Here is a 17,413-nt window from a genome sequence, read left to right on the forward strand (position 1 = left end):
TTCTCCTCCAAAAATTTAGCTAAACGAAAAAAACTTTGAATATACTTTTACTATATCGAAAGAAAATAATCAAGCGTTCACTTTACTTTAGTCAAATAAAGTGGCAGTACCCATCAAGGGTTCTGCCACTTTTGATTGTAATTATGAAATTTGCATAAAGTAATTATTAAATTTTTACAGGCTAATTTAAGTTATATGTCAACTAATTTAGTTAACATGCACTCAAAATTAGCATTCAAAATTTCGTATTAAAAATAACTTAATCTTCGAGCCATTTAGTCTCTTTATCAGTTTTCTTAGTAAACGGTCTCTTGATAGCCTGCTTAATGCCGTTAGGAAGGATATATTTAAGCTTCTCTTCCGCCGTTCTCATTGTTGAAGCATCCGGGTTATCCCTTGTAAGCTTGATGGCATCGAATTCGCAGCGTGTTGTGCAAAGTCCGCAGCCAACGCACTTGTTGGGATCTACAATTGAAGCTCCGCAGCCAAGACAACGGGATGTTTCCTTCTTGATCTGCTCTTCGGTAAATACCTTCTTGGTATCACGGAAGGTAAGCTCTCCGGGTTTCTTGGCATCAGCGGGAACCTGACGTCCAACATGGTCATAGTCCTTAACAAGAATATCATCCTTATCAAGCTCAATGAAGAAGTTAGGATCACGGCCGATTGTAAGTGATGAATGAGGCTGTACAAATCTGTGAATAGACTCAGCACCCTCTTTACCGCAGGCAATAGCATCAATGGCAAATCTTGGTCCATAGAACATATCGCCGCCTACGAAGATATCCTTAACTGTTGTCTGGAAAGTCACCTTATCAGCTATAGGAGCAGGTCCTCTGAATTCCACTGCTTCATCCTTAAGGAGGTCACCCCAGATAGTAGCCTGTCCAACTGAAAGGATAACGTTGGAACATGCGATTTCCATGGTCTCATTCTCATCATACTGAGGATCAAAACGTCCTTCGGCATTCTTAACCTGAGTACACTTCTTGAATACGATGCCCTTTACCTTGCCGTTCTCTGAAAGGATTTCCTTGGGTCCCCAACCGCCTCTGAACTCGATTCCTTCTGATTCAGCGATCTCGATCTCTTCAGGAAGAGCAGGCATGATATCGCGGGTCTCAAGTGATACCTGAGTGATCTTGGGAGATCCGCAGCGGATAGCTGTACGGCTTACGTCGATAGCAACGTTACCACCACCGATTACTACTGTATCGCCTGTAAGCTTATAATTCTCATCATCAATAACATCGTGAAGAATATCAACACCCTTGATCACGCCTTCTGCGTCCTCTCCGGGAACATTTACGCCGCGTCCACCCTGGCAGCCGATTGCGATATAAAATGCCTTATATCCCTCATCTCTGAGCTGCTTAAGAGTAATATCCTTACCAACCTCAACACCGAGACGAATGTCTACACCGAGGTCTCTTAATACATCAACCTCAGCCTCAACAATGTTTTTCTCCATAACGAAGGAAGGAATACCATAGGTAACCATTCCGCCGGGTTTCTTGTTCTTATCAAACAGTGTAGGCTTGTAGCCCTTAAGTGCGAGATAATACGCACAGGAAATACCTGCAGGGCCGGCGCCTATAATTGCAACCTTCTCGTCAAAGCCGCCGCCAAGCTTAGGGATTACCTTCTCAGGTACATATCTTGTCTCTGCGTTAAGATCACGCATAGCAACAAACTTCTTTACCTCATCGATAGCAAGAGCCTGATCGATGGTGCCTCTTGTGCATGCATCCTCACAACGGCGGTTACATACATGTCCGCAAACTGCAGGAAGCGGATTGTACTTCTTGATAAGTGCAAGAGCCTCGTCATATCTACCCTGAGAAGCCATCTTGATGTAACCCTGAACAGGAAGGTGTGCAGGACAAGCTGTCTTACAAGGAGCAGTTCCTGTCTTATGTGTGTTTATACGGTTGATGTCACGGTAGTCCTCAGTCCACATATCCTGTGACCACTTCTGCTCTGTAGGAAGAGGCATCTTGGGATATACAACCTCTGTGCCATCCTTTTTGCAGAGCTTCTGTCCAAGGGTTACTGCACCTGCAGGACATACTTCTACGCAGCGACCGCAGGCAACACAGTTATCTTTTTTAACATGAGCCACATATGCAGATCTTGACATATTTGGTGTGTTAAAGAGCTGTGATGTACGAAGAGCATAGCAAACATTAACGTTACAGTTACAGATAGCGAAGATCTTGTTCTGACCATCAATATTGGTGATTTGGTGAACAAATCCGTTGGCCTCAGCCTGCTTGAAGATATCAAGGGCTTCCTCGCGGGTAATGTAACGACCATCCTTCTGTGTCTCAACAACATAATCGGCCATATCACCGATAGCGATACACCAGCCTTCAGGATCATCGGCGCAGCCCTGTTCAAAGGTCTGTCTTGATCTTCTGCAGGAGCAGGGTGAAGCTGCATATTTGCCCTCATATTTATCAAGCCAGTGAGAAATATGCTCGAGATTAATGGACTCACTCTCCATCTCAATAGCCTTCTCAACAGGAATAACATGCATTCCTACGCCGGCTCCGCCCATGGGAACCATATGTGTAAGACCCTCAAGAGGAATACGGCTCATTCTCTCAAAGAAAGCACCTGCTTCGGGATGAGCTTCAAGAACCTTGTGGTTCATATTTCCGAACTCAGCAGATCCGGGAACGTACATAGGAAGAACATACTGTTTCTCATGCTTATCGTTCTCGTAATTCCACTCAATTACGCCATTGTAGGACATCTCATCAAGCTGCTTCTGAAGTTCTTCTTTGGAATACTCAGTACAAAGCTTAGCAATCTCCTCAAAAGTTCTGGGTTTACGCTTCTGCATTTTAAGCGCGATCTCACACTGTTCATCTGTGATCAGATTGTAAAGCCCCCAGTACTCAGGGCTTTCTTTGGTAATCTTTTCAAGTCCGAGCTTGATCTCTTTTCTGTCAGTTACGCACTTTGCAAATTTTGCAAGGGGCTCACGGAAGGGGGCGTTCATATCAACCGTATCTGGAATAATGCCGGCTCTGGGATCAACCTTATTACGGTTTGGATCCAGAGAATAAGGGGTCATCAGATCATTCATATCAAATTGATTTTTATCCATGTACTTTTATCCTCATCTTTCTAATCGTTAACAGTTCCCATGTATCAGGTCGCCGATATTTCTTTTATCATAAATTCATTACCTTTCAGCAGGTAGGTTCGTTCACTGCCGCAGTTGGGGCAGATCTTGCCATGTGCAACAGTTTCGTATTCGGTCTTACAATCCTCACAGAAGCTGACCGCCGGAAGACCCTCAATAATCAGTTCTGAATCCTTCATAAGTTCAGTTCTTGCAGAGGCCCACTTCCATGCATCCTGCAAAAAAGAAGGTACAACTCCCGATACTTCTCCAAGCTGAAGAGTCACCGAATGAATCTTTTCTATTTCATTTTCTTTACCGACTTCGGTAAGATCATCAATTATACGAAACACTACTCCTAATTCGTGCATTTTCCCTCATTTCTATATAAAAAAACGTTCTTTTGGGCAAAAAATCGTGCGATAAGCCGGAGAAAGATAAACTTCCCCTTGTTTATCGCACGATAATCTCAGTTTTAATGCAATAGCAAGAATAAATTATCTAATTGCTTCTTCAATATTCTCAGAAAGCCATTTAGCCCACTCTTCCATTCCTTCACCTGTCTTAGCACAGATAGGAATGATCTTAGCCTTGGGATTTCTGAAAAGAATATTTTCTTTGCATTTCTCAAGATCAAAGTCAAAATAAGGCATTACATCTATCTTGTTAATAAGTACCACATCGCAAATCGAAAACATAAGCGGATACTTGAGAGGCTTATCATGTCCCTCAGGCACCGAAAGGATCATCGCGTTCTTGGTGCTGCCCGTATCAAATTCCGCAGGACATACAAGGTTGCCGACATTCTCTAAAATAGCGAAGTCAACATCCTCAACTCCCAGCTCTCTGATGCCTTGTCTTGTCATGTCGGCATCGAGGTGGCACATACCACCGGTATGAAGCTGGATTGACTTAACTCCTGTTGCTGCTATTGTTCTTGCATCAACATCAGAGTCAATATCAGCCTCCATAACACCGATTCTGTACTTATCCTTTAAAAGTTCGATAGTACGTGTCAGTGTAGTTGTCTTGCCTGATCCGGGCGAAGACATAAGGTTAAGGAGGAATGTCTTGCTCTCCTTAAGTTCGCTTCTGAGCTTGTCAGCGTCCTGATCATTGCTCTCAAAAATGCTTCTTTTAACTTCGATTACTCTTACATTATCCATTTTTTCTGCCTTTTCCTTCAGCTTTTTATTTCTATATTATCTTTCGGCACGGTCTAATGCAAGCTGAAAATCCTTAGTATCTGTAAATACTTCGTTAGCGTAAGGATTCTTACCAATCTTAACGGATCTCTTGATGATCTCAGCAATACAGATCACATTGATAGCGATTGAAAGAATTGCTACAACACCCTGTGATGTTGGATTAGCTGATACTCCCAAAGCAGAAATTGCTTCGCCTGCTGCTACAGTCTTGCCTGCTCCGCTCTGATAAATCTGCATAGCAGAGTTATACAGCATCTCTGTATTAACACCAGCCTCTGTAGCACCACCGTAAACAGAAGGAAGTGCAGCCTGGAATCTGCCGATAAGCTGGAATGTAGGAACAACCTGAGCCCACATACACCAGATAGCAAGTGTGTTGGCACGGTTCTGGATCCATGCGCCCTTGTTCCAGAATGCATTAGCAAATGTAGGAGCAAGAAGAAGTGCAACACCGCAGTACCATGAATGTGTAGGAAGGTTGAGGTATGTATACTCGAAGTTCCATACATCATAAGCAAGGATGAACCAAACTGTCATATCAGGCCAAAGCATATCAGCGTGATTCTTATCCTTAGAAGAATAAAGATGTACACAGCCTGTCATACAGAAGATGTTGATCAAACCTGCAATTGCATTAACAACATTCCACCATCCGCCATAGATGAATACACCCTCATTTGATGCCCACCATGCACCTGAAAGGTCGCCGGTTATAGAAGCTGCAGCAAGAGCAGATTCCATATCTGAAACAACAGCGATTAAAATATTAGCAGCAACGATGAACCAAGGGAACCACTTGAACCATTTCTCTTTGCCAATGCCCCATTTGTACTTGATCATCATGAAGCCTACGCAGCCGATATCAGCAGCATAAAGCTTGAAATAATGGAACCATCCGTCCATGTATGCAACAGTAGGATTTTCCTTTCCTCCGAACATACCAAGATGTGCAAGAATGAAATAAATAGTAAGAATAGTAGGGATGATAACAAATACAAGAATACCACCCTGCTTTGTTCTACGACCGATCTCATTCATAAGAATGAGACCAACAAAAACCATGACCCAACCGATAAGTTGCATAGATGCAGTATTTCCATAAAGTTGGAATAGCATAAAAAAACCTCCTTGTGATATCGCTCTCTCCTTAATAATTATCGATATCGTTATTTTTTTGACATTAGTATAGCATAATGCACAATATTTAGCAATATTTGAGCAGTGTTTTAGGGCAAAAGGGGGCACTTAATTTATAAATATTAGTTTCCGAAATCATGAGAAATACTGCGTTTTATCACAATTATAATATTTTTGGTTTCCAATTATGTGAACAAATATTCATACGTTAATTATTTATCGCTAAATAGTTCACGTTTTCTATTTATCATTTCATCGATCTGTTCCATGTATAATTTCACATCCTTAACATTGTCACAGCGTTCAATCCTGCCATCATATCCGTATACTCTCTTAGTGACAGTGCCGGCTCCAAGAGCTACAATTGACTGAACTTCTTCATTAATTAGGATGTTATATATTCCGGCTTTGCCCGGTGCTGCATAGCCTGTATTCTCAAAATTTCCGCTGATATTCTTCTGCCTGTAGAGATAATATGGAGTAAGCCCCATATCGGCTGCACCGAATGCAGCAATCTTCATCATTTCTTCTGTATTATTAAATGAAGCAACATCGCCTTTTTGCGAGAATCCTCGAATTTCCTTCTCCTTGAGTATCTCAGCAAGCCTTGATCCTCTCTTTATTGCCAGCGAATGAACCGTAAGATCATCGGGACCGAGTTTTTTAATCTCATCCATTGTGTATCGCACATCCTCTGAAGTCTCACCGGGAAGTCCCAGGATGATATCCATGTTGATATTATCAAAGCCCTCTTCTCTTGCCATATGGAAAGAATCTATAAGCTGAGCCACATTGTGCTGTCTTCCGATGAGTTTCAAGGTCTCATCTCTCATAGTCTGCGGGTTGACCGAGATTCTGTCGCACCCTTGTCTCTTCATAGCCTGTAGCTTTTCCCTGGTTATGGAGTCCGGTCTTCCGGATTCAACTGTAAACTCTTTTACTCTGGATGTATCAAGTTTCTTGTGAACATATCCCAATAGCTCATCAATCTGATCCGGCAAAAGTGTTGTAGGTGTTCCTCCGCCTACATATATTGTATCCAGTGTCTTACCTTCGAAGGCGTCAGCCACATAGTCTATTTCCTTCTTAAGACATTTAATATAGTCTCCTACAATATTCTTGTAGGCTCCAATCGGATAAGATGTGAACGAACAATACAGACAGGTCGTAGGGCAAAAAGGAATTCCTATATATAAGCTATAGCCGTTCTCATAATCGATATCCTTAAGAATTTCCTTCTCACGTCTGGCAATTCTGATGCTGAGATCAATCTTCTCATCACTTACAAAATACATATCCTTCATATATTTCCTGATCTCATTATCGCTGCCGCCCTTGTCCACGATATTCATGGCGATTCTGGTGGGCCTAATGCCTGTAAGATTACCCCATGGCAGTTCCTTACCGGTTTTTCTGCTAAGAACCTTGTATATCAGTTTCTTGAGTGCATTCTTGGAATTATCCAGTTCCTGCGTAACGCCGTTGGTGGAATGGCTTGCCCCCTGGGCATTTTTATCCTTGTCAAAAAAGTCTGCGCTATCCATAATGTCCTCAGATACCTTAAGGGTTATGGTTCCGCAGCTTCCTCCTTCGCACTCCTTTATATCAAAATAAATAAAGGATATCTCATCATTATCAGAAATATCCTTCTCCTTGTCTTCATTATCTCCGGGTCTACCCACGATCATCCTGACATTGTCCATAGGATAGAATGCTTTGAACAATGAATGAATGTCATACTGAAACCTGTCCTCACTGAGGTAAATAACCTGCATTTTAATTTCTCCGTTTATACATTCAATAAATCAAGTATAATCCTCTCCGCAGAAGGGATTGTAAACTCTCTCATGACCTATGGTGGTCATCTCACCATGCCCCGGATAAACATAAGTATCATCCGGAAGTACAAAGAGCTTCTCACGAATGGATCTGATAAGTTCGCCTGTGGAACTTGTAGGGAAATCGGTTCTTCCCACCGACTCCTCAAAAAGAGTGTCGCCACAGATAAGAATTCCGGCTTCCTCGAAATAATAACAGCACCCGCCGGAAGTATGTCCGGGAGTAAAAATAACCTTGCACTTCATGCCGGCAGCCTCAATCTCTTCTCCGTCTCTGTAGAAATCATCAGGAGTTATGGTAAGTCTCATACCGTAATCATTGGAAAGATTGAGGTAAGGATCTTTGCACATTGCCATCTCTTTTTCATGGCAGCCAATCCTGGCACCGGTAAGCTGTCTTAGCTTCTCGGCTCCGCCAATATGATCGAAATGCCCATGTGTAAGCAGAATAAGGTCTACAACAAAGCCCTTCTCGGTAAGCTTGTCATATATCATCTCACCTCTGTCGGCGGGATCAAAGAAAATAACATGCTTCTTGCCGTCTTCAAATGTCTTTTCGTCATCAAAGACAAAGTAGCAGTTGGTTCCCACCATACCAAGTGTCATTGCTCCGACCTGTAGATTCTGTTTGCTCATCAGCCTGTTGTCCTTTCGATGTCGATAACGGAGTCGATCTGTCTGATCTTCTCAACGATGTCACGGAGCTGATCCCTTGAAGATACCTGGAAGGAAGTCTCCATTGTTGCAAGTCCCTGCTTGCTGGTTCTGGTATTCATTGACAGAATATCAATATCCTTCTCCGAAAGAGTTCTTGATACGTCTGCAAGTAGACCTGATCTGTTGTTGGCAAAGATTTTGATTGTAGCAGCATACTTGCCGTCTCCGGAAGTATCTGATTGCCATTTGGCTTCAATAAGTCTTGTCTTATCCTCTTCCTGCATCTTGATGACATTGACGCAGTCTCTTCTGTGTATTGAAACGCCTCGTCCTCTGGTAACAAATCCGCAGATTTCATCACCGGGTACGGGATTACAACACTTAGAGAAACGAACCGCAACGTCATGTACACCTTTAACGATAATGGCGTTATCATGGCCGGATATCTGAGGTGTTACATTGGACTCCGCAACTGCAGCAAGAACCTCTTCATCCGTAATATTGCGCTTGTGCTCTTTCTCTCCAAGCTCAAGCATTTTGTTGATGATCTGGCCTTCCTTGAGTCCTCCGTGTCCGACTGCTGCAAGTACAGCATTCCAATCATGGAATCCGTATTTCTTGATAACAATGTTCTGAATCTCAGGTTTGGAAATAGCAAAAAGATCTATTCCCTTACTTCTGCAATATTCAATAAGAAGATCTCGTCCCTTTGAGATGTTCTCTTCCTTAAATTCATTTCTGAACCACTGATTGATCTTGTTCTTGGTAGAAGAAGCCTTGGCAATAGCGAGCCAGTCTCGGCTTGGTCCCCTTGAATTCTGGCTGGTGATGATTTCAATTCTGTCGCCGTTCTGAATCTTATAATCAATGGGAACCAGCTTGCCATTGACCTTGGCGCCTATCATCTTGTTACCTACTGCGCTGTGAACACTGTAAGCAAAATCAATAGGTGTAGAGCCTGCAGGCAGATTCTTAACTTCTCCCGTAGGTGTAAAGCAATATACATCCTCAGAGAACAGGTTAAGATCGGACTTAAGCAGAGTCATGAACTCCTGGTTATCCGACATGTCCTGTTGCCACTCAAGAATCTGGCGAAGCCATATGAGCTTCTCTTCCTCACCGTTCTCAGCCTTCTTGCCATCGGAGGTCTCTTTGTATTTCCAATGGGCTGCGATACCGTATTCAGCAGCTCTGTGCATATCATAGGTACGAATCTGGATTTCAAAAGGCTGACCGGTCTGTCCAATCAGTGTTGTGTGAAGAGACTGATACATATTGGGCTTGGGCATGGCGATGTAATCCTTGAATCTACCCGGTATAGGCTTGTACATCTCATGGATAACGCCAAGAGCCGCATAGCAATCCTTGACAGTCTCAACAATAATTCTTATAGCAAAAAGATCATATATCTGATCAAGAGTCTTGTTCTGATTGCGCATCTTTTTGTAGATGCTGAAGAAATGCTTGACTCTTCCGTTGACTTCTCCGATGATTCCGGCATCCTTGATAGCATCGCGAACGCTCTTACAGATTTCTTCAACATATCTTTCTCTCTCACTCTTGCGCTGTGCAACCTTGTCAACCAGCTCATAGTAAACATCCGGTTTAAGATACTTGAGTGAAAGATCGTCAAGCTCAACCTTGATCCTGCTGATACCGAGTCTTGAAGCAATAGGTGAATAAATATCTATTGTTTCCTGAGCAATTCTCTGCTGTTTCTCGGGAGGCATATGATTAAGAGTCCTCATATTATGAAGTCTGTCCGCAAGTTTGATGAGGATAACTCTTATATCCTTAGCCATAGCAAGGAACATCTTGCGCAGGTTCTGAGCCTGCATATCGATCTGTTCCTGTGTTTTGTTAGTATTGTCCGGTGAATCAGATGACAGCTGTAAAGCAGTCAGTTTGGTTACACCGTCAACCAAAAGGGCAACATCGGCACCGAATTCTTTTTCAATTTCTTCTTTAGTAAGAATGGTGTCTTCAACGACATCATGAAGAAGCCCTGCAGCGATAGTCTCTTTGTCCATCTCCAGGTCAGCAAGGATAATGGCAACACAAAGAGGGTGAATGATATATGGTTCACCCGATTTGCGTCTCTGGTCCTTGTGAGCGTCATCTGCCAGCTGATATGCCTTCTCAATGAGTGAGATATCATCAGAAGGGTGATATTTTCTCACCCTCTGAATAAGTCCCTCATACAGCACGTCAGGGCTCTGAAACTCCTTAATGGCCTCAATTTTTCCGTCGTCAAAATGCTGCGCCATTAAAATTACTTCCCTTCGTAGCTGATAGCTGCATCAAGTCTGTAGTCCTTAAGTCTTTCTCTTCCGTTGAGGCCCTTAAGCTCCATAAGTACAAGGATTCCGGCAACCTCACCGCCAAGTCTCTCAACGAGCTTGATCATAGCTTCGATAGTTCCGCCTGTAGCCATAAGGTCATCTACAAGAAGAACCTTCTGTCCGGGCTTGATTGAATCCTTGTGAAGCTCAAGAACAGCCTTGCCATACTCAAGATCATATTCAACCTCGATAGTATCGCAGGGGAGCTTGCCTTTCTTACGAACAGGCACAAGAGCCTTGCCTCTGTTGTATGCTATAGGTGCGCTGAAGATAAAGCCTCTTGACTCAGCACCAAGTACAACATCAAAATCAAGGTCTTTTACAAGATTCTGCATCTCATCTATAGCAAGCTTAAACCCGTCAGGATCCTGTAAAACAGAAGTGATATCCCTGAACATAATGCCCTCTTCAGGGAAATTGGGTATCGTTCTTACGTAATCTTCTAATTTTTTCATCGTCATTTCCTTTCCTAATCAAAAAACTTTGACATTTTATTATAGCATAAATTGTAGAAAATATACTAATTTCTAAGAAATCTAAGTTTTAAAAGCCTTGAAAAAGGGTTTTAGAAAATGTATAATCTAATTTGTGCTTGATTTAAGCGCAATTTAACAACTGCTGGAATAGCGCAGTCGGTAGCGCAACTGATTCGTAATCAGTAGGTCGAGGGTTCAAGTCCCTTTTCCAGCTCGTCAAAAGCCGGTAGCAAATTTATTGCTTCCGGCTTTTGTTATTTCATTCGATATTATTTACTTTTCTTATCGGTCGAAGCTTTTCTGCCGGTAGTCTTCTGTGATGTCTTGTTAGCAGATGTCTTCTTTGCAGCTGTTTTTTTAGCAGCAGGTTTTTTGGCAGCCGGAGTAATGCTCTTTACCGCTTCCTCTGTAACGATACTGAAGATTCTCTCTTCTTCAATCTTCTCGTACTTGGCTTCGATAGCCTTCTCCTGCTCTGCAAGTTCTCTCTCATATTTAAGTCTGAGTTCTTCGAGAAGTCTTGCCTGTTCCTCGTCTCTTCTCTCCTGAAGAGCTCTGAGGCTCTCCTGGCGCTCAGCTTCTTTCTTGATCTCTTCCTCTTCCTTGATGGCGCGGATCTTCTTCTCCTGCTCTGTGTAAGGAACATAGTTAAAGATAGAGATTGAAGCGGGAGCAAGCTTAATGGAAATAGAATAATCCCTTCCGTCAACCTGCTTTCTCTTAGCTTCCATGCGACCTTCGTTAAGAATTCCGGTGCCGCCGAAGCTAATATTGTCTGAGTTAAATATCTCTGTATAACGTCCGTCTACAGGAACACCAATTTCGAAGTCTCTCTCAACGCCAGCCATATTTGCAACCACAAGAAGAGTCTCCTTGTCGCTGTCGCTCTTTCTTACAAAAGAAAGCATACATTCATTGGAAGCAAGGTCGTTTATCCACTCAAATCCGCTATCAGAGCTGTCAAGCTGATGAAGTGCATCATGCTTGAAATACAGTTCGTTAAGTGTCTTAAGAAGATTCTCAACAAATACAGCCTGATCAATAGTAAGGGCATCAGGTTCCATATACAGGTGTTTTCTTCCGGGATGAACCATCATAAAGCTAAGTGCCAGTCTCAAGTTAGCCATCTTCTGTGAAGAATCACCGGGCATAAGATAGTACAAGCCCTCAAGTCCTTTTTCAAGGTTCTCATGAGTAAAGGCAAGTATAAATCTCTCTGTATAGCTGTAAATAAGGCTGAAAGTAACCTCGTCATGATGCCCCGACCTAAACAAAGGATCATTTTGCATATAGTCAAGGAAATCATGGGTCCAGCCGTTGTTCCATTTATAATCAAAGCCAAGACCGCCATCATCAACGCTGTCAGTAACCTGAGGCCAGCAAGCAGTCTCTTTAGTAATTACGAGAACACCGGGTTCATCCTTGTGGATAATGGTGTTGAGCTGCTTGAGGAATTCAAGAGCCTCAAGATTCTCATTACCGCCGTAGATATTAGGCATCCACTCACCGGGCTTTCTGTCGTAGTCGAGATAGAGAATTCTGGACACATCAGAAGTTCTGAGTCCATCAATGTGGAATTTCTCAATCCAGTACAGGGCATTGGAAATAAGGAAATTGGTAACTTCCTTCCTGCCATAATCAAAGATCAGATCCCCGGACTTGGGATGAATACCGATTCTGGGATCAGAATACTCATAAAGCGTTCTTCCGTCAAAATCAGAAAGGCCGCAGGAAGCCTTGGGGAAGAATGTAGGAACCCAGTCAAGGATTACTCTTATGCCATTCTGATGCATCGTATCAACAAACTTCATGAACTCTTCCTGAGTTCCACTGCTCTCATCCAGTGCAAAAAAATCAAGAATATGATAGAAATGTCCGGGAACATGCTTCATTACAGGCATAAGCTCAACTGTATTAAAGCCGTGGTTCTGTACATATTCGAGAACATCGCCAGTAACTTCATCCATGCTGCTCTTTTTGCCATGTCTTCCGGCAAAGGCCTCAAGAGAAATCTCACAGATTGAAAGAGGATCCTCATCCACATTAAACTTCCTTCTTGCAGCCATCCACTTGTCATCGTTCCATGCAATTGACTTAACATTCTTGATAACGGAAATAACACCGTTCTCGCCTTTGGACTCAACAGCATATGGATCAGGCCTCTTCATTACAAGGCCGGATCTTGTCTTGATCTCAAACTGATAGCCGTCATTTTCCTTTGCACCGGGAATAAAGATCTCGAAAACTCCAATAGGATCAAGTCTGTGCATCTGGCACACTCTTCCGTCCCAATCATTGAAGTCGCCGATAACACTGACTCTGGCAGCTGAAGGTGCCCATACAGCAAAAGATGTGCCCTCAACGCCGTTTCTCTTCATAGGATGAGCTCCCAATTTTTCAAAGATATGATAGTGAATACCACTTCCGAGTTTGATGAAATCCTCTCTGTCCATAAGAGGCCCAAAGGCATAAGGGTCATCCTTCTTTTCCTGTCTGCCGTCGGGATATTCGATGATAAGTTTGTATTTCAATTTATCAACATAAGGAATAATAGTGGCAAAAAAACCTGCTTCATCCGCCAGTTCCATTTCAAAGGTCTTCTTCTGGTTCTCAATATAAACGCTTACTTTCTGCGCATCAGGATAAAATGCCTGAATAAGATAGCTGTTCCCCACTTTATGAGCACCAAGTATTCTGTGTGGATTGTCCCCATCTGAATAAATGATCTCCTCTATCTCAGGCCAGTTCATCATCTTGTAAAGTTTATTATTCACTTATTTCCCCTCCGAATTATTAAAAATTTGTCTATTGACTGATTAGTCAGTACACTATTCAAATTCACACTAAATTGTACCACAAATATCGTGTATAAATAACCCGCTAAGAAGCTTGGGCTCAAACCAGGTTGATTTAGGAGGCATCAGCCTTCCCGCATCAGCTACTGCAAAGAGTTCTCCAATTGATGTTGGATGCATTGAAAAAGCAAGCTTCATATCCTTGTGGCATCTGTTCTCAAGCTCACCAAGCCCTCTGATTCCACCTACGAAATCAATTCTCTTATCAGTTCTGGGATCCCCTATACCCAGAATAGGTGACAATACTTCATTCTGAAGAACGGAAACATCCAGACCTTCAACCGCATCATCGGGAACGATCTCCTTATGGATTGCAAGCCTGTACCACTTATCTTCAAGAAAAAGTCCAAATTCGCCCTTATTTTCAGGATGAACCTGCTCTTTTTCCTCTGTAATATCGAATTTCTCAGAGAGCTTATCCATGAATTCGCTTGCAGACAGCCCATTCAGATCCTTAACCACTCTGTTATAATCCATGATCATAAGATCACTGTCCGGGAAAAGAACGGAAAGGAAGTATTCAGACTTAAGCTTGCCTCTTACCTTGCCCTCGTTTTCTTCTCTTTTCTTAAGGCCAACCTTCACCGCGGAAGCGCATCTGTGATGACCATCGGCTATATAGACAGAATCAATTGTCACAAATACGCGGCAGATTGTCTCTGTTTCCTCAAGATCATCGATAACCCATACTCTGTTGAGCACTCCGTCCTCAGATGTGAAATCATAGACGGGTGTATCAACCTCTTTTACCCTGGACACCAGCTCAGAAAGAAGTCTGTTCTCTCTGTAGCACAGGAAAATAGGCCCGGTCTGAGCCTCGCAGTTATATACGTGTTTGATTCTGTCCTCTTCCTTATCTGCCCTGGTGTTCTCATGTTTCTTGATAACGCCCTTAAGATAATCTTCTATGGAAGCGCAGGCAACAATTCCGGTCTGTGTCCTGCCATTCATTGTCTGTTCATATATATAGTAGCAGGGCTTCTCATCCTGAATGAAGTCGCCCTTTTCTATTTTCTCCCAGAGCATATCATGCGCCTTCTGATACACTTCAGGAGCATACATATCATGCTCCGGTTCAAACTGAGTCTCAGGCCTGTCGATAGCCAGGAAAGATTCAGGTTCTTTCTGCACCTTCTCATATGCTTCCTGTCTGTTAAAAACATCATATGGCAAAGAAGCTATAGTCTGAGCCTTCTCCCCGCAAGGCCTGTAAGCTTTAAATGGTTTGATATCAGCCACTTTTTTCTATCCTCCGTTCTTATAAAATAATCGGGTAGGAACGCTAAGCACGTCGGCAGCCGTTCCCACCCGAATATTATAGCATAAATGCTGTATTTATACGTCTTTTCTAACGATTCTGACTCTTATAACGTCATCAATCTTTTCCATTTTGCTTACAAGAGCATCCTCGATCTCGTCCTCAAGATCAATAAGAGTATAAGCATAGTCGCCTCTGGACTTATTGGTCATATCAGAGATATTGTAACCTGCATCACCAAGAAGTGTTGAGAACTGACTGATCATGTTAGCAACATTCTTATGGATAATCGCAAGACGAGGGCCATGGCAAACGCCCATGTCGCAGTTAGGAAGATTAACTGAGTTGCTGATGTTGCCGTTCTCAAGGTAGTCTTTGAGCTCAAGGACAGCCTTAACTGCGCAGTTATCTTCTGACTCCTCTGTAGAAGCTCCAAGGTGAGGAATAACGATACATCCGTCATGACCTGCAGTTGTAGGGTTCGGGAAGTCAGTTACATACTTGCGGATCTTGCCTGAATTAATACCCGCAAGAATATCAACCTCATTGCAAAGGATGTCTCTTGCCAGGTTAAGTATGATAACGCCCTTCTTCATCTTAGCAATAGCATCTGCATTAATCATACCCTTGGTTGAATCAAGAGCAGGTACATGGATTGTGATGATATCACATTTGGAGTAAATGTCATCTACATTTGTTACATGCTTAACATCAGATGAAAGTCTCCATGCAGCGTCAATTGAAAGATATGGATCGTATCCGTATACTTCCATTCCCAGCTGTCTTGCAGCATTGGCAACTCTTACACCGATAGCTCCAAGGCCGATGATTCCGAGCTTCTTGCCTAAAATCTCAGTTCCTGCAAATTTCTTTTTGGACTTCTCGGTGAGTCTGGCGATGTCAGGATCACCTGCGTTTGCCTTAACCCACTCTGTTCCGCCGATGATGTCTCTTGATGCGATGAGCATTGCTGCGAGAACCATCTCTTTAACACCATTTGCATTTGCTCCGGGTGTATTGAAGACAACGATACCCTTCTGAGCACATCTCTCTAAAGGAATATTGTTAACGCCTGCGCCGGCTCTTGCAACAGCAAGAAGAGTATCTGAAAACTCCATCTCAAGCATATTGGCGCTTCTTACAAGAATACCTTCTGCTTCATCTACACTGTCTACAGCCTGATACTGATCTGTGAAATTATTAAGGCCGATCTTAGCGATGGGATTTAAACATTTATACTTGTACAAGTCTCTGTCCTCCGATTCTATTAGTTATTCTTCTCAAACTCGTTCATGAAGTCTACAAGCTTCTTAACGCCCTCAATAGGCATAGCGTTGTAAATACTTGCTCTCATGCCGCCTACTGTTCTGTGGCCCTTAAGGCTTACAAAGCCTGCCTTGGTAGCCTCAGCGATAAACTTGGCATTGAGCTCCTCTGAATCTGTAACAAAAGGAACATTCATAAGTGATCTGTCCTCAGGTCTTACTGTTCCCTTGAACATCTTGCTCTGATCAAGATAGTTGTACAGAACAGCTGCCTTCTCCTCGTTTCTCTTCTGCATCTCAGTAAGGCCGCCCTGCTCCTTGAGCCACTTGAATACCAGTCCGCACATATAGATGCTCCAGCAGTTAGGTGTATTGTAAAGTGAACCGTTGTCAGCCTGTGTCTTCCACTTAAGCATTGTAGGTGTGTAAGAAGGAACATCATCTGTGATGAGGTCTTCTCTGATAATGGAAATAACAAGGCCTGCAGGTCCTACGTTCTTCTGAACACCACCGTAGATAACACCGTACTTGGTAACATCAACGGGTTCTGAAAGGAAGCATGAAGAAACATCAGATACAAGAATATGTCCCTTGGTGTTGGGAAGAGTCTTGAACTTGGTTCCGTAGATTGTATTGTTCTCGCAGATATATACGTAATCAGCATCCTCAGGAATATCAAGATCTGAGCAATCAGGAATATACGAGAAGGTCTTATCTGCACTTGATGCAACCTCGATGGCCTCTCCGTACTTCTGAGCCTCCTGATATGCCTTCTTGGCCCACTGGCCGGTGATGATGTAAGCAGCCTTCTTGTTCTTCATAAGGTTAAGAGGAACAGCTGCGAACTGCTGGCTGGCTCCGCCCTGTAAAAAGAGAACCTTGTAATTGTCAGGAATATTCATAAGATCTCTGATATCCTGCTCGGCAGTCTGAATAACGCTGTCAAAGGTCTTGGATCTGTGGCTCATCTCATTGATGGACATACCGCAGCCATTGTAATCAAGCATCTCTGCTGCAGCCTGTTTCAAAACTTCTTCCGGAAGCACTGCCGGACCAGCTGAAAAATTATAAACTCGTGACAATTTAGTATTCCTCCTACACTTTTATGTTTAGATTGGTTTGTGTCAAAATCCATGCCCCGGCGGTTTCAAATCCAAATCCTAAGTATCGCTCATAGTGCTGAACACTACGCTGAACCCTGGGCAAAAAATCAAATGCATAAGGCATTTGATTTTTAGGTTTCA

Annotated in this window: 12 protein-coding genes and 1 tRNA gene; 1 reads left to right on the forward strand and 12 read right to left on the reverse strand. The window is 42.9% G+C overall.

All coding sequences use genetic code 11. The features are described from left to right. Positions 1-259: 259 nt before the first annotated feature. From NXH67_RS17640 to NXH67_RS17675, 8 genes are all read right to left on the reverse strand, one after another. Positions 260-3,007 (reverse strand): FAD-dependent oxidoreductase, encoded by a 2,748-nt coding sequence (locus NXH67_RS17640; RefSeq protein ID WP_272798290.1) that lies wholly within the window; start codon positions 3,005-3,007, stop codon positions 260-262. Positions 3,008-3,159: 152 nt separating this feature from the next. Beyond that, entirely contained in the window at positions 3,160-3,504 is a 345-nt protein-coding gene (locus tag NXH67_RS17645; RefSeq protein WP_272798209.1) for a hydrogenase maturation nickel metallochaperone HypA, read from the reverse strand. Between the two features lie 126 nt (positions 3,505-3,630). Further along, complete coding sequence (gene hypB, locus NXH67_RS17650) at positions 3,631-4,299, reverse strand: hydrogenase nickel incorporation protein HypB (RefSeq protein WP_022778431.1); 669 nt, start codon at positions 4,297-4,299, stop codon at positions 3,631-3,633. 36 nt (positions 4,300-4,335) lie between these two features. Further along, positions 4,336-5,457 carry a DUF5692 family protein gene (locus tag NXH67_RS17655; protein WP_272798210.1) on the reverse strand — a complete coding sequence of 374 codons (1,122 nt, stop codon included), beginning with the start codon at positions 5,455-5,457 and terminating at the stop codon, positions 4,336-4,338. Between the two features lie 233 nt (positions 5,458-5,690). Continuing rightward, entirely contained in the window at positions 5,691-7,253 is a 1,563-nt protein-coding gene (gene hemZ, locus NXH67_RS17660; RefSeq protein WP_272798211.1) for a coproporphyrinogen dehydrogenase HemZ, read from the reverse strand. Between the two features lie 30 nt (positions 7,254-7,283). Next, positions 7,284-7,952, reverse strand: a complete 669-nt coding sequence (locus NXH67_RS17665) for an MBL fold metallo-hydrolase (RefSeq protein ID WP_272798212.1) — start codon at positions 7,950-7,952, stop codon at positions 7,284-7,286. Continuing rightward, on the reverse strand, positions 7,952-10,240 hold the full coding sequence (locus tag NXH67_RS17670) for a RelA/SpoT family protein (RefSeq protein WP_022778435.1): 2,289 nt from the start codon (positions 10,238-10,240) through the stop codon (positions 7,952-7,954). The genes NXH67_RS17665 and NXH67_RS17670 overlap by 1 nt, the downstream gene beginning before the upstream one ends. A 5-nt stretch (positions 10,241-10,245) precedes the next feature. Continuing rightward, complete coding sequence (locus NXH67_RS17675; protein WP_022778436.1) at positions 10,246-10,770, reverse strand: adenine phosphoribosyltransferase; 525 nt, start codon at positions 10,768-10,770, stop codon at positions 10,246-10,248. A 162-nt stretch (positions 10,771-10,932) separates the two neighbouring features. Here NXH67_RS17675 and NXH67_RS17680 point away from each other — a divergent pair. Continuing rightward, positions 10,933-11,005, forward strand: a tRNA-Thr gene (locus tag NXH67_RS17680). 55 nt (positions 11,006-11,060) lie between these two features. Here NXH67_RS17680 and glgB read toward each other — a convergent pair. The 4 genes from glgB to serC form a co-directional block, all read right to left on the reverse strand. Then, positions 11,061-13,565: a 1,4-alpha-glucan branching protein GlgB gene (gene glgB, locus NXH67_RS17685; RefSeq protein WP_272798213.1), complete on the reverse strand. Its 2,505-nt coding sequence runs from the start codon at positions 13,563-13,565 to the stop codon at positions 11,061-11,063. Positions 13,566-13,634: 69 nt separating this feature from the next. Beyond that, positions 13,635-14,885 (reverse strand): DUF1015 domain-containing protein, encoded by a 1,251-nt coding sequence (locus tag NXH67_RS17690; protein WP_272798214.1) that lies wholly within the window; start codon positions 14,883-14,885, stop codon positions 13,635-13,637. Between the two features lie 96 nt (positions 14,886-14,981). After that, positions 14,982-16,151, reverse strand: a complete 1,170-nt coding sequence (locus NXH67_RS17695) for a phosphoglycerate dehydrogenase (protein ID WP_272798215.1) — start codon at positions 16,149-16,151, stop codon at positions 14,982-14,984. Positions 16,152-16,171: 20 nt separating this feature from the next. Then, positions 16,172-17,251: a 3-phosphoserine/phosphohydroxythreonine transaminase gene (gene serC, locus NXH67_RS17700; protein ID WP_022778439.1), complete on the reverse strand. Its 1,080-nt coding sequence runs from the start codon at positions 17,249-17,251 to the stop codon at positions 16,172-16,174. Positions 17,252-17,413 lie beyond the last annotated feature (162 nt).

Origin of the sequence: Butyrivibrio sp. DSM 10294 (assembly GCF_028539135.1) — a bacterium.
Taxonomy (GTDB): domain Bacteria; phylum Bacillota; class Clostridia; order Lachnospirales; family Lachnospiraceae; genus Butyrivibrio.

Excerpts from the sequence above, each read along its gene's own strand:
- NXH67_RS17645 (WP_272798209.1), bottom strand. The coding sequence starts at position 3,504 with ATGCACGAATTAGGAGTAGTGTTTCGTATAATTGATGATCTTACCGAA.
- NXH67_RS17655 (WP_272798210.1), bottom strand. The coding sequence starts at position 5,457 with ATGCTATTCCAACTTTATGGAAATACTGCATCTATGCAACTTATCGGT.
- NXH67_RS17670 (WP_022778435.1), bottom strand. The coding sequence starts at position 10,240 with ATGGCGCAGCATTTTGACGACGGAAAAATTGAGGCCATTAAGGAGTTT.
- NXH67_RS17640 (WP_272798290.1), bottom strand. The coding sequence starts at position 3,007 with ATGAACGCCCCCTTCCGTGAGCCCCTTGCAAAATTTGCAAAGTGCGTA.
- hypB (WP_022778431.1), bottom strand. The coding sequence starts at position 4,299 with ATGGATAATGTAAGAGTAATCGAAGTTAAAAGAAGCATTTTTGAGAGC.
- hemZ (WP_272798211.1), bottom strand. The coding sequence starts at position 7,253 with ATGCAGGTTATTTACCTCAGTGAGGACAGGTTTCAGTATGACATTCAT.
- NXH67_RS17675 (WP_022778436.1), bottom strand. The coding sequence starts at position 10,770 with ATGAAAAAATTAGAAGATTACGTAAGAACGATACCCAATTTCCCTGAA.
- NXH67_RS17665 (WP_272798212.1), bottom strand. The coding sequence starts at position 7,952 with ATGAGCAAACAGAATCTACAGGTCGGAGCAATGACACTTGGTATGGTG.